Genomic DNA, 14,149 nt, shown 5'->3' with positions numbered 1-14,149 from the left:
AACGTTTTTTAGCGAATTCAATTATACCTCATCCTCATGCTGTTTGTTTTTTATACCGCAAAGATCAACACGCCCTAAAAATAGACCCATATATTAAAAATAAACCAGGGACAAAAAACACTAATACAAAAATTATAGTAAACAATGTCTTCATAAGCTTTCCTTAGCAATTAACGGGGTGTATTAAGCCTAAAAGTGGTTTGTCATAATTTGTGGCACTCTCTACGGCTTAGTTTAAAGTGCTTCTTATATTTTACGTTAGAGCTACGATTATAAATATTAAAACTTGAATTTAGCACAATACTAATAATGCGCAGCTCCAATAAGGTGTGATTTTTTAAGTTATCTATCCCGAAATTAATGCAGGTAAAACGATCCAAAGAGAAAAAAACCAACATCGCAATACTCAATAATGCCTCACGGTTATTTTAATTATTCAAATTCAGTTAAGTAATAATGCAATGCTCTGCCTTGATATTCCAATAAAATAAGCAATACAATAATCACAAATGGCAAAAAGAAAAGCCTGACCCTGACGAGCTACTAAAAAGTCAACACACTCTTATACTATATGAGCAGGCTAATTTTAAAGAGCTCCACCCATAACTTTGCCCTTTTGAAAATTTTACTCTCATACTTACCAAATGATCTTCATTTCTCCACGACAGGCCATTTTGAATCAAACTCGGTGTATTCCTATGAACAGTTACATTTGAAATATGCTCGTCGTGCTCAAATATCAGAGATTGATTTCTGTTATAAAACAAAACGATAACTAACGCCTCACCGAGTATTGCTTTAAGCCCTTTTACTAAATTACTTTGTGGTGCATTAACAAGTTGATAAGCAATTTTATCTGAGATGAATTCTAAAGCTTCTCGATGATCTAATTTATTATCTTTAAAATCTTTTTTTGCCTCATCAACAAGTGAGGAAAGGTGCCTCTGATCGAGATTAAAATAAGTTGAACTCATTATTTTACCAACCCCCGGATTTTTACAGATAATTTCTCCCGTATTTTTAGCCATAGCTTTAAGCGAAATAGGCTCAGTAATATATTTTCCAGACACATTAAGCAAAAGCTCTAAATCAGCGGTATCTAATCGGTTTTTTAAATAGTTTTCAGGAACTAGCTCTATTGATTCGATAGTGTGTGACCCATACTTATCGATGATAAAATTAGCTAATTTTTTAGTAGCTTGTACCACCGATAAAAGAATATCGTCTAGATCTTTATTCGGGACATTTTTCGCATATGTATTAAGCATATTAATGAAATTATTTTTATCAACTTGCCTTATAGCATCATTATCACTGAGAAACTGGAAATAAAAAATGGCTTCAGCACATTTTCCAATGGCATTGCTATCACGGGATTTAATGTCAATGAGCATCCTGTTAGAGATAGCATTTTTAAAAAGTGAAATTGAATTTCTATTCTCCGAAACTGTAGTGTCTTTATCTGAGGATTTTGCAAAGCTGGTCGCCAGCTTGATTGAACTTGTAGGGTTACTTTCAAACTTAAAGCGAAGTAGCAGTGTTATTTTATCAGAGGTAATACCAAGAGAATTCATCCCGACTTTTGATATACTGACCTTTTTGATGCTACCAATTTTAACTAAAAATTCTTCTACTCTGAGCAACTCGTCATCTCGGTATCGTGTGACTACATTGAATGAGTCAGTCATAAATAAAGTATTAAAAGCACTCTCAATTGAGCCGCTATTACTGTTGTACTCTTTTAAAAATAAAAAAAAGCATTTCTCTCTTAATTCATAAAGTAACCGCGACCGATATTTGTCTATGTTTTTTTCGAATTTTGAGTAGTTACATCGTACAATTTTCTTTAAATCACGAATCGACATTAAAGGATCAGGTTGTACACCCACAGTGGTAATAATACCTTCTAAGTAATCACGATAAACATCCTCAAAATCTTTATTAAATTCAGTTTGTAAATCTAAAGAGCCAAAGTATTTTTCAATAAAACTTTTCGCCCCTAAATTTTTAGGCTGTATGTGTTGATTATTTTTTATTTTGTATAAGTTAACTAATACAGTTTCGCCTCCAGGTTTAACTAAAGTTAAATCTGAGTGTTGATCTGGTCTTTCATATTCAAACTTGCTAATTACGGATTCAAATGTAGGCTGCTTATCAATAATATATAATGCTGTCGCGCCACTAATTGAACTTTTATCAGGCATTAATTCTCCTTGTAAATATTCATTTAATGCTTGAGCAACTTTAATTACATGCTTGTCACCAATCTGCCTTGGTTTATAAAAGTGCATAGTTTAATTTCCATTAAAGATAATATTACTACTGAAATTATGCTCAATGAGATAATATTAAGATGAATATACTCGTTATTTTCTAACTTGTTAATATTCATATCAAGGTATATTGTTATTCAGGGTTGTCATCGGGGTATATATATTTTCTGTGTTCCATTTGATGAAACCACTGTCGTTCTGATTAAAAATGAAATGTCGAATTCATGAGTTAACAACGTTAGTATCATGCCCTTTAGCTGTTGAACTGAAACTCTTTTTTCATCTTAAAACTCCATTTACTGAAAACGTATGGCATTTTTACAAGCAACAATAATAATTAGAATTAATACTATCCTAATTTTAGCTATGGTTAAATAACAGACAAAAGTGAGCGGAGATGTAATTTGTTAATTTTAGCCATTGTCGATTTTTTATGTTGTTACTTTATACCGCTCATATTTTTTATAATGCTCTGTGCATTTCATTAAGCTTGCAGCTTTTAACATGTGCTTCCAAAATTTAACTCCAGGGCTAATATTGTTTACCATTACACCGTCCAACTCCTCCATAGCCAGACGTAATTCATTTACAGATAAATACTCTAAAAAATCCTCTTCGCAATAACCAAAATCCGACTCTATGATACTAGATGGTAAAAGTGTATATGCTGCTAGTAACTCAACTGATATCAACGCCCAATTATGAATTGTACTCATAACTCTCCTCGCAACATAGCGAGTAAGTATATTAACCCGCTTTTTATTTGTGCTTATTGATAAACAAAACATAGCCGAATTTCTATTTTGGTTCAATCGTTTACTGTATTTCACACAGAATATAAAAACGGGTTTAGTCGTATTTTAATTGATTTCTAGAAGAGCTAATAGCCATTTCATTAGTATAAAACGGCTTATAAACCCCTGTAGAGCGAAAGCATAGTTTATAGTTTATTCGATGGCGATAACTTTGAATGGTTAAAACTTTAATTCTGATTGAGGCAAGATTTGCCCATTTTTTAGGTTATACGTGAGGCTTATTAAGCAGTTATATTAAGCCTGTATGTACCAATATTTTAACGTTCTAACGCTGCAAATACAGACAAACCTATTTGTTCTGCAAGTTTAGCTGGAACGGCATTACCTAGCTGCCTCATGACTTCTCCCCACGAGCCTTCAAAAATATAATCATCTGGAAAAGCCTGAATTCTTGCACTTTCGCGAACAGTATAATATCTAACACTACCATCCTCATAACGAATCATATTCTCTCCACCAGGCACTCCATGCGCCCCTGCTTTAAGTGCTTTTGATGGCTCATCTATATAGCTTCCGGTATGACCAGGGTAAATTTTAGCCCCACTTTTAAAAACATGCTGATTATAGTTACTCGCATCTTTATGTTCGCAATCTGCTAAATCATATAAAGCATCGCGTACTGTTACCCAAGGTAGGCTTTGTGGTTTTAATAAATGATATTTTTTTCGAATATTATCCACCTTTTTTAACACTTTACCTGCTGCTATTTGGATAGGTAAGTTATGCCGTGTCCAATAATCACCCGAAATCCATTTATCCCAAATTAAAGATTCTTCTGAGTGGGTAGGTTTAGGAAAGGTCCAATCAGGGTCAATGTCTGAGCGAAAGCCAATAAAAAAGAGACGTTCTCGTTTTTGAGGAACACCATAATCAGCTGCATTAACAAGTTTGCAGGTTACTTTATATTCGAGAGGGTGGTCAGTGTGCGCGTTATGGCGCTCTAATCTAGACTTGTGCTTTTCCCAAGGCTCATTGATATTTTTTGTAACCGAAGGATATTGAAGCTGTAAAGTAATATACTCTAAATAAGCAGAAAATGACTTTCTCATCAGCCCCTTAACATTTTCAAATATAAAAGCTTTTGGTCTTTTTTCACGAATTGCTCTGATTGCTTGAGGAAACATATCTCTGGAGTCTTCATTTCCTTTAGCTTTACCACCCAAGGAGAAAGGCTGGCAAGGTGGACCTCCAGCTATTAAATCAATACCGCCGGTCACTTTCTTATAATCAAAATTTACGACACTGCCTTCGTGCAAACATTTTCCAAAATCAAATACACTATTTGCTCGAATTGTTTTACAAGCATTTTTGTTTAGCTCAACAATCGCTTTATGATGAAAGCCACTTTTAATCAAACCAAGCGCTAATCCTCCGCCCCCTGAAAAAAGCTCAATAGAATTCATATAAACCTTAAACTGTATTTATTCAAAGCTAAATAATAGCATTTGCCTTGCCATGAAATGTGTAAAAATAGACTTTAATATTTTCTGTATTTAAAAAATAATCATCTACGGTTGGCTTTTATTTTTTAAGGGCATTACCCTGCGGGTATCTATAAAATAAATGTCTGTTTTTAATACCGTTATGATACTTTTAAGTGTTAAAATTACAGCTAGCTTTAAGCGCCAAGTATTGTTACCCACATAATACCAAGGCAAAAAATAAAATAGACGTACTTTACTTTTTAACGGAGAGCAAAATGAGATTTTTGTTTAGTTTATTGACTATCTTCTTAGTCTTTTTTTATGGGTGGGTTTATTTTTATGTTCCAGAGTTAATTGAGCTCTCCAAAGCAGCCGAAATAGAATTTTCTCAAGTGCAGTTATTAATTATTAACTTTAGTTATCAATTACATTCTCCATATATCATTTTTTACGCACTGTTGCCGTTGGGATCATTCTTAACCACTATTTTATTATTTAATAAAAATAAACGGGAAAAAAATACAGGGCTAAAACACAATAAGCCATGGATTGTTTGGCTAAGTAGCGCCTTTATTTTATTGTGTATAAGTGTAATGGTTATCATCATATATGGGGCTGTAGTATGGGTTCAACAATTCTAAATTTAGATAAATAACCTTTAACTTAGTAAAAATCAAAGAACGTAGCGTCTTTGATTTTTAACACAGCAATCATCATAATATAGGTTCATTTAAGCACTGAGCAACCTATATTAATTCAATGCTGACACTTCAAAACGTATCCCTTTTTACTCTTTGAGTAAAAATTCCCCTTTCACCAACCAATCAGGGATGTAATCAGTCTCAAAGTCTAATTGGTAACCCTTTCGGTCGTAAGCAAATGCGGCGGCTGCAATTAAAGGCAAAGAAATCCAACCTTCATCATTCTGGCTATTCTGTTTTCTCCAAAAGACTTTATGTTTTTCTACTGCACTACGCATTTCGCTATTAAATTCGGTCTCTGAATCAGGGGTAAAAATACAGCGGTACACGGCTATTAAAGGTAATAAAATATGATTAGAATAGGGTAAGCGATTGTAATCCGGAGAGTCAGCCAATAATGCTTTTTCTAGCAAGTCCCCCATATCCACACCGTCGGTAAATAAGTTTTTCATAACATTAACTAACGCTAAATCAAAACTATTACACTTGAGATTGGCATTTAAAAAAACTATTTCATCAACGTCTCTTAAAGACTGAGTTGCTGAGCGAACACGTAAAATAACTGCGCTGTAGAATGCCTTTTCCCAATGACCGGTATCTATAAAGTCAGTTTTACGCGCCCCTGTCAGTTCAAAAGTTTCACCATCAATAGTAACGGGAAATGTTTCATCAACACGCATAACAAACTCAAAATTTGCTGTACCAAATTCTTTAAGCAACGTGAGATAGCGTAATTGCTTTGAGTGGTCAAGCTGTGCAAGCACTGAATCAGCAAAGGCATCTAATGTGTGTTGAATAGAAGTACCAAGAACTTTACCACTATTTTTATTTTTAATAGTATTTATCTTTTTTGGTATCCGCTTTTCAAATATATTTATATCTTCAATCACTAAGTGCATATGCGTTTCTTTATAGTGTCGTTCTATCATTTTTTAACCTCCTTGTAATTATTCATGAACTCCCCTTTCACCAACCAATCAGGGATGTAATCAGTTTCAAAATCTAATTTGTAACCGTTTCGGTCGTAAGCAAACGCGGCTGCTGCAATTAAAGGCAAAGAAATCCAACCTTCTTTATTCATGCTGTTCTGTTTTTTCCAAAAGACTTTATGTTTTTCTAATGCATCACGCATTTCGCTATTAAATTCAGCCTCCGCATCAGGGGTAAAAATACAACGGTATACTGCAATTAAAGGTAATAAAATGTGAGAAGAATAAGGTAGGCGATCGTAATCCGGATCGTCAGCTAGTAATGCTTTTTCTAGCAAGTCTCCCATATCCGCACCGCCGGTAAATAAATTCTGCATAATATTAACCAATGCCAAGTCAAAACTATTACACTTGAGATTGGCATTTAAAAAAACGATTTCCTCAACGTCTCTCAAAGAGTGGATTGCGGAGCGATCTCGTAAAATAACTGCGCTATAAAATGCCTTTTCCCAATGACCGGTATCTACAAAATCAGTTTTATGTGCCCCCGTCAATTCAAAGGTTTCACCATCCATAATAACAGGAAAAGTTTCATCAACACGCATAACAAATTCAAAATTTGTTGTACCAAATTCTTTAAGCAGCATGAGGTAACGCAATTGATCTGAGTGATCGAATTCAGCAAGTACAGAATCTGCAAAGGCATGTAATGCGTGTTGAATAGAGCTACCAAGAACTTCACCACTATTTTTATTTTTAATAGTATTTATCTTTCTTGGTATTCGCTTTTCAAATCTATTAATATCTTTAATGACTAATTCCATATGCGTTTCTTTATAGTGTCGTTCTATCATTGGTCTGGTACCCATTTGTCGTTTTTAAATGCTGATATACTTGGATTATTCTAGGGTTTTAGCTACCTGTATTAAAACTGAAATAACGCTTTAAGAACAACTTACCTACAAAGCTCACTGTGGATTGGTCTAATTCAAACATCCAAAGTTCATATCAAAATAGTAAATAAGGTCGCTATTTCCATAATTTAAACCTACACAAAAGCATACCAACAAGAGTTTCATTAAAAGCACTCACTCCAAATCAACACAGAGAAGAAATACAATAATCGTTTATTTTATCGAGCTCGCTATCTTCAAAATTGATTCGATAATTAATGATTTATCTGGTATTACGCGGGCTAAAATAAACTATAAAGGCACATTTATTTTCTTATCCATATACGTTGAGCTTTTAAATATGAAGATAGTTGGTCCGTAATACCTACGTTATAACGAGCCTAAATTTAACCTATTTTTAATTTATTTTTATTAAGAAATAAACCATAGCCGAGCCCCTATTTTGGTTCAATGATTTCTGTAATTACCAAACAACAAGCAAGTAACAATCAGCCTGCTTATGATACTAATTTAAATACAGTTTAAATAAGCCTTGGTTAAAAATAAGACTCGTTTTCCATTATTTTAAATAGTATTAAAGGATTACATTATTTACTTATTTTAATTATAATGCACTTCTTTATACCATCTCATTATTTAGCTGAAGTAAGGATTTTTAGTAATGCTCAGTTTTTCAAAAAAATTATATTTAGGGTTTTCATTTGTTTTGATCCTATTAGCTTCAGTTAGTATCACAAGTTCCGTTGCGCTAACGTCCGCTTCTAGCGGATTTGGTGATTATAGATCTTTAGCGCGTGCCGCGAATGCAGTCGGACGCGTGCAAGCAAACATGTTGATGGTACGTATCAGTATGAAAGACTTTATTGCAACTTCTGATGAAAAAGATAAGCAAAATTTTGACTCCTATTTTAGCAAAACGGAGCAATTCATTGCTGAGGCTATTACTTTAATTAAAAATCCTGAGCAATCGGAAAAAATTAAACAAGTTGATACTTTGCTAAACCAATACAACCTTGCTTTTGAGAATGTTGTTACTTTAAAAAAAGAACGAAATAGATTGGTTAACAACGTATTAAACGTTAAGGGAGCTTTAATAGAAAAAAATCTGACGAAAATACTTATTTCGGCAAAAAATGATGGTGATATATCGGCGGCTTATAGTGCCTCTTTAGCAACACGAAACTTATTGTTAGCGCGTGTAAATGCACTAAAATTTTTAGACTCTAATACACAAAGTGATGTTGAACGTGTAGTAAAAGAATTTGCTGATATGAAAGCAACATTAAACATATTAAATAATGAGTTACAAAACCCTGAACGTAGAGCACAGCTGAAAGAAGTAATCGAAAACAGTACACTATACCAACAAGCTTTTGACGATGTAGTAAACAAGATATACAAGCGTAATAATATTATTAATCAAACATTGAATCGTATAGGACCCATCATTGCAAAAACGACAGAAGAGCTTCAATTATCAATAAAAGATGCTCAAGATACTCTAGGTCCAAAATTACAACAAAGTAATGCTACAGCGGTGGTATTGGTTGAAGTGATTGCCGTTATTGCTATTTTATTCGGTATTTTTATTGCTGTATTTATTACACGCTCAACCCTAGCTAGCTTAGGTGGTGATCCAACGGTTGTAACAAATATTGTTAGACGAGTATCAAAAGGAGATCTAACGACGGATTTACCAAATAATAATGAACTAAATACAAGCCTATATGCGGCTGTACGTGAAATGGTCAAAAGTTTGCAAAGCAAAGCCGTACTGGCTCGTAAAATTGCTGATGGCGACCTTTCTGCAAAAGTCACATTAGCATCAGACAAAGATATTCTAGGACAAGCATTACAGGATATGGTTAAAAACCTAAATTCTATATTAGCCAACATTCAAAGTGCAGGAGATCAAATTGCTGCTGGCAGCTCTCAAGTATCTAATTTTAGTCACGCACTTGCCGATGGTGCAAACCAACAAAAAGACAACTTACAAACAATTGCTGCTGCTTTAGAACAACTATCAGTACAAACAAGTGAAAATGCACTCAGTGCAAAAGAAGCAAGCCAATACGCAAACTCAGCTCAAATAGCCGTTGTTGAGGGGCAACAACATATGCAAGAGATGATTGTTGCTATGAACGAGATTAAAGAAGCGGGTGAAAATATAGCAACGCTTCTTCAAACAATTGATGAGATTGCAAAGCAAACTAATTTACTTGCACTTAATGCTGCTATTGAAGCTGCTAGAGCAGGTGAACAGGGTCGAGGTTTTGCTGTTGTAGCTGATGAAGTGAGAGGGCTTGCATCTAGAAGCACTAATGCGGCAGCAGAAACTGCAAAATTAATTCAACTATCCTCTTCTAAAACAGACAGCGGTTCTGTTATTGCAAAAAATACGTATGAGGCACTTCAAGAAATATTTAAAAGCATAAATGATACAACAGAATCAGTTAGCCGAATCGCCTTAGCCAGTAATGAGCAGTCGTATGCAGTTGATGAGGTTTCTCGTTCTATTGTATCGGTAGGTGATGTTGTTGAACAAAATGCTGCTGGCTCTCTTCAAGGAGCCGCAGCGGCAGAAGAGCTTAGCAATGAAGCCGCAACGATGAAGGAAACACTAAAATATTTTACTTTAGATAATCGTTAATACACAATCAAAAACTAAATGAGAGATATTACAGGGCTCTCATTTACTGAGCCCTGTAATATATAAAACGTTATCCATAACTCATAATTAACAAGCTAAAGGTTATGAGTTAAACAAAGCTTAGCAAACAACCCGCTGTTTTAATTCATTATTTAATTGTGATTAGCAATGCTGTTTTCCATACAGATTTTCATTACTAAAATCATCCAACTAATTCCCTCTTGGATTGGTAATCCCCCGAAAAATAATAAAGTCAAAAGATAAGTTTAAAAAATACAGAGCGCTTTTTACACAAGTATTTTATAGGTTGTGTCATTAAAAATTTAGAATATTAGTTTGGGCATCTTTCGGGTGTACAACAATAACTAATTCGCCAGTTATCCTGATTTTTTTTGATTGGGGGACTTTAAAGTGATCACATTTGTAACACGCCAGCATTTGATATTAGGCAACGCATTAATTTGCTCATTAAATTTAACACTAGTCAAAATAGACAAAACGATGACTAGCGCTATTAATCCAAATACGCACTTTTAAAGATGATTTATTATTTTGTCTCATCACACCTAACAAATAGGAAAAAGTAGTTGGCTTACGTGTTCTAAAGCGTACAAGCCAACTATCATTTATCTTAATTTAACGACTTACTATGTGTTCTTTTCACCTAGCCTATTGCTAAAAGATGAGTGGTGTATTGCCCAATATACAAAAATGCACCATATACCACCAAGAAATAAAGATGAAAAAAACCACCAAATTGGCTTCGAGTTTAGAAAAAGTTGAGGTAATTTTTTAGCATCACGATATATGTAAACGCCAGCCAATAGATTGATAAGAAACCAGCCTACATAATAAATACCATAAAAAAATGTTAATGATGTTGTACCTACTTCCATTTGTAACTCGCTATTTTAAACACGTAAAGCCATAGGTAAAAATTATTGACTAAAAAATCAGGGAGGAAAACAGAAAACTCTTTTTTCCTGATTAATTAGCTTGTTAGCATGGTTTGCACTAATCAATTTCGATACAGGCATAATTTGCTATCAAATTGCCTTCACACCAATACCCGTTAGATTCAATATTAACGTTTTCGACTTGAAATTAATAATTAACTTTGCTTTTATCACCTTAGCATTTCAGCTGTATTTTAAAACCACGGTAAGTTGACTCAGGCTGAAGTTTGCCATTAACAGCAACCTTTTCACCATTAATTAGCTCACAAAGCCGATTACTCTGAATAACGTAAAGTTAAAATATCTCTATTAAGTATACTAAGCCTCATAAAATCTATAAATTCCTTATCTTCATTTTTAAGGTAAATTTTGGCTAAAAATTCTAAGAGCATTTCAATCTTTTGAGCATCAAAATCAGGTCCTTTACTAAATGAAATATAGCTAGCGCCAATGCCAAATAGATGAAAGCCATATTCCTTCTCTAAATGCTCTGCCAACCTATAGTTTTCAAATGGAGAAAGGTCACAACTAAAATAGCCATTTGGAAACGAAAATATTGCTTCATAGCTATATTTTACTGGCACTTTAAGCAAATAAACTTCTTTGTCTATAATTGCTAATGGATTTTTATTAGATTCAATAATTTCTTTTTTAGACTCTTGATCTAAAAACAAGTTTTTTTCGAAAACATCTTCAAGCTGAACTTTAGAAAGCCCATGCTTAAAACCTAATTTTCGAATTAAAAATTGCTGATCAAAACTAAGGTCATCGCGTAAGAAACTTCCGTCCATCCATGATGGATCAATATTCTCAGTGCTAAGCCATGTACCATCATCCAAATCATTGCTCATTTTTGAATGCATCGATGTATAAGAGGCTTGCCCCATATCATCTAAGGTCATAATAAACCTATAACCTTGATTTTCCCGACTTAATACCTGTACTTCATCTAATAGTTTATTAATGTCATCCAGGTCGTGAATACGGTAATAGGTACAAAGAAAATCATCACAGTACTCTTTTTTATACTCAAACTTCATGAGAATTCCTATTGGAAACATAGCGAAGCTTTAGAATACCTGTAACAGCCAAAGTTTACTAAAAACCGAGTTTCTTGAAATCAATCCTAATCATTTTTAAAGCACTAGGTAATACAATTGGAATTCATAAAACAGACTATTTTCAAAAATTCTACAGCCTCAATAACCGCTTAAACAAAAAAACAGGGGCTACAATTGCGTTGCAAAGCAATACATAGCCACCCGTTTTTACATTTACGCTTACTTAATAGTGACCTTTGCGTCACTTACCCATGTTTCGGTTATCGCTTTATCTTTTTTATCGATTAAATACGCGCGTATATTCACTGGATTATTGTTAGTCTGTTTGTAATCAAAGGCTAATCGCCATTGGTTTGTACCAACAATTGGATAAGCCCCAATAGGCTCTAATATTTCACCATTACTGGCTTCAACAATAGGCTTTATACCACTTTTTTGATCTAATCCATCCAATACCGGTCCTTCAAAGTCGATTACCATTTTGTTAACGCCTTCAGGAATTGGTTGCCCAGGGATTCCTCCTAAACCTTGTCGAGTATTCACAACACTTGCTAACTCTTTTGATTTTGGATCGAGTGGTCGCCATTCAATATCATAAGAAAAGGTAAACTCATCGCCTTTACGAACTGGTTTTTCCGGTACCCAATAGGCAACAATATTATCAAACGTTTCGTCTTTTGTTGGGATTTCAATTAACTGAACTGCGCCCCGACCCCACTCACCAATAGGTTTAATCCACGCTGATGAACGCTTATTGTAAAATACGCCATCATCTTGATAGTTATCAAAATTACGATCTCTTTGAATTAAACCAAACCCTTTTGGGTTGTTATCAACAAAGCTATTTGTCGATACCGATTGAGGGTTGTTCAGTGGGCGCCAAATATATTGGCCTGCTCCAGTGTGAACTGCAAGCCCGTCACTATCGTGAATTTCAGGACGCCAGTCTTTAGCGATTGTTTTATCTTTTTCTGAATACCAATACATACTGGTTAACGGCGCTACGCCTAATCGCTCTACATCGTCGCGCATGTACAAATTAGCGGTAACAGATGTAATATGCCCTTTGGCTTTTTTGTTGTCTTTAGTTAAACCGAACCGATAGGCGCCGGTAATAGACGGTCCATCAAGTAATGCCCAAACAGATAAACTTTCTCCTTTTTGCTCTGCAGGACCAATCCAAAATGCAGAAAAGCGCGGAAATTCTTCAGGTTGGTTCATACCCGTATTAATCGCGATACCTCGGGCTGATAACCCATATTGCCCTTGTGGTCCATCGGTACGAAAATAAGACGCACCAAGAAAAGATATCCAATCTGGTTTCATATCTGGGCGCATTATTCTAAAGCCTGCGAATCCAAAACCTTCAGGGAGATCGTGTGCCGGACTATCAGCTGGCATATCAAAAAACTCATTACTAAATGGCACATCTTGGACCTGATTTTTATTGTCTCTGATGTAAATACTTACAGGCTCTGGAAAATATCGACCAGGATAAAATAATTGTACGGGTGCCATTTTTCCACTTGGGTATAAGGTTTCTTCTTCTTTAAAGCGTATTTTCCAGTGTTGATCATAAGTAATTTTATCAATTAACTCAGGAGCAGGAACCACGGTTGGAGAATAGGGTTCCCCTGCAGAGGCTTTTGCAAGCGCTTTTAGGTCCTCGAATGTAAACTCCGATCTATCTAATGTTGCTGCCGCATGAGACGACATTGAGGTGCTAAAAATAATTGCGATAAATAACTTTAATTTCATAAAAAGAATTTCCAATAAATTGAGTCTAATAAAAATAGGAACGCTGCACGAACGTACGTTTAACTTAAAGTTCTGTAGGGATATTACGTCACGTAATATGAACTAGCGTTTACTAAAGCATTGTTATTTGACTGCAAGTGCTGGACTTTCCATACTTAATTATCTTTTTGGAGTAATTATGCGCGTTTAATAATGCCATCAAAGTATAAAATACGTAGCTATAGCACCAGTTATTATGCGAAGCAGTCAAAATACATGAGGTAACTTACGTTATAGTTACCTACTTTTTTAAGGTAAACATCCGTCAATGGTCAGGTTTTACTATTCGCTATTCGTTTTAAACGAGGGTCAAGACTGATTACGAGCAACAAAAGCCAAGGGTATGCAACATAACAGCATTGTTGTATTACTGGCATTTATATAGATAAGGATTTTATTTAGATACTGAAAAGAGAGTACGCCATACGATGAATTAACGCATTTAGCTGCTTTAAAACGTAGAGGCTCGCCACTTATAAATTTGCTCTTAATAGCTAACTTTACTAGGGCGTGTTGATCTTTGCGGTATAAAAAACAAACAGCATGAGGATGAGGTATAATTGAATTCGCTAAAAAACGTTACACCGAACCCTCATGCCAAGATTAATGTTAACAGACGCGACATGGAA

General features: G+C 34.7%; 9 protein-coding genes. 2 read left to right on the top strand and 7 right to left on the bottom strand.

Translation table 11 applies throughout. The features are described 5' to 3' along the window. Nucleotides 1–551 precede the first annotated feature (551 nt). The 3 genes from I6F65_RS19985 to I6F65_RS19975 form a co-directional block, all read right to left on the bottom strand. On the bottom strand, nt 552–2,291 hold the full coding sequence (locus I6F65_RS19985) for a hypothetical protein (RefSeq protein WP_166109167.1): 1,740 nt from the start codon (nt 2,289–2,291) through the stop codon (nt 552–554). A 413-nt stretch (nt 2,292–2,704) separates the two neighbouring features. Then, on the bottom strand, nt 2,705–2,989 hold the full coding sequence (locus tag I6F65_RS19980) for a hypothetical protein (RefSeq protein WP_024609675.1): 285 nt from the start codon (nt 2,987–2,989) through the stop codon (nt 2,705–2,707). Between the two features lie 356 nt (nt 2,990–3,345). Then, nucleotides 3,346–4,491, bottom strand: a complete 1,146-nt coding sequence (locus I6F65_RS19975; protein WP_197114582.1) for a DNA cytosine methyltransferase — start codon at nt 4,489–4,491, stop codon at nt 3,346–3,348. A 194-nt stretch (nt 4,492–4,685) separates the two neighbouring features. Here I6F65_RS19975 and I6F65_RS19970 point away from each other — a divergent pair, with 194 nt between their 5' ends. Beyond that, nucleotides 4,686–5,153, top strand: a complete 468-nt coding sequence (locus I6F65_RS19970) for a hypothetical protein (protein ID WP_197114580.1) — start codon at nt 4,686–4,688, stop codon at nt 5,151–5,153. Nucleotides 5,154–5,299: 146 nt separating this feature from the next. Here I6F65_RS19970 and I6F65_RS19965 read toward each other — a convergent pair whose 3' ends face one another. Continuing rightward, nucleotides 5,300–6,142, bottom strand: a complete 843-nt coding sequence (locus tag I6F65_RS19965) for an immunity 49 family protein (RefSeq protein WP_197114579.1) — start codon at nt 6,140–6,142, stop codon at nt 5,300–5,302. Beyond that, nucleotides 6,139–6,996 (bottom strand): immunity 49 family protein, encoded by an 858-nt coding sequence (locus tag I6F65_RS19960; protein ID WP_197114577.1) that lies wholly within the window; start codon nt 6,994–6,996, stop codon nt 6,139–6,141. The genes I6F65_RS19965 and I6F65_RS19960 overlap by 4 nt, the downstream gene beginning before the upstream one ends. Before the next feature lie 721 nt (nt 6,997–7,717). On the opposite strand from I6F65_RS19960, the gene I6F65_RS19955 reads away from it, so the two are divergent. Beyond that, on the top strand, nt 7,718–9,706 hold the full coding sequence (locus tag I6F65_RS19955; RefSeq protein ID WP_197114575.1) for a methyl-accepting chemotaxis protein: 1,989 nt from the start codon (nt 7,718–7,720) through the stop codon (nt 9,704–9,706). 1,231 nt (nt 9,707–10,937) lie between these two features. On the opposite strand, the gene I6F65_RS19950 is transcribed toward I6F65_RS19955, so the two are convergent. Together I6F65_RS19950 and I6F65_RS19945 are read right to left on the bottom strand one after the other, a co-directional pair. Continuing rightward, entirely contained in the window at nt 10,938–11,702 is a 765-nt protein-coding gene (locus I6F65_RS19950; protein ID WP_197114573.1) for a hypothetical protein, read from the bottom strand. A gap of 240 nt (nt 11,703–11,942) precedes the next feature. Next, on the bottom strand, nt 11,943–13,481 hold the full coding sequence (locus tag I6F65_RS19945) for a glucan biosynthesis protein (protein WP_197114571.1): 1,539 nt from the start codon (nt 13,479–13,481) through the stop codon (nt 11,943–11,945). Nucleotides 13,482–14,149: the final 668 nt, after the last annotated feature.

Source organism: Pseudoalteromonas sp. SWXJZ94C, assembly GCF_015864385.1.
Taxonomy (GTDB): Bacteria; Pseudomonadota; Gammaproteobacteria; order Enterobacterales; family Alteromonadaceae; genus Pseudoalteromonas.
Note: the sequence above shows the minus strand (reverse complement) of the source record. Positions and strands in the feature narration are given on the sequence as shown.

Bases quoted from the DNA above. Each gene is read 5' to 3' on its own strand.
- I6F65_RS19985 (WP_166109167.1), bottom strand. From the start codon at position 2,291: ATGCACTTTTATAAACCAAGGCAGATTGGTGACAAGCATGTAATTAAA.
- I6F65_RS19980 (WP_024609675.1), bottom strand. From the start codon at position 2,989: ATGAGTACAATTCATAATTGGGCGTTGATATCAGTTGAGTTACTAGCA.
- I6F65_RS19975 (WP_197114582.1), bottom strand. From the start codon at position 4,491: ATGAATTCTATTGAGCTTTTTTCAGGGGGCGGAGGATTAGCGCTTGGT.
- I6F65_RS19965 (WP_197114579.1), bottom strand. From the start codon at position 6,142: ATGATAGAACGACACTATAAAGAAACGCATATGCACTTAGTGATTGAA.
- I6F65_RS19960 (WP_197114577.1), bottom strand. From the start codon at position 6,996: ATGATAGAACGACACTATAAAGAAACGCATATGGAATTAGTCATTAAA.
- I6F65_RS19955 (WP_197114575.1), top strand. From the start codon at position 7,718: ATGCTCAGTTTTTCAAAAAAATTATATTTAGGGTTTTCATTTGTTTTG.
- I6F65_RS19950 (WP_197114573.1), bottom strand. From the start codon at position 11,702: ATGAAGTTTGAGTATAAAAAAGAGTACTGTGATGATTTTCTTTGTACC.
- I6F65_RS19945 (WP_197114571.1), bottom strand. From the start codon at position 13,481: ATGAAATTAAAGTTATTTATCGCAATTATTTTTAGCACCTCAATGTCG.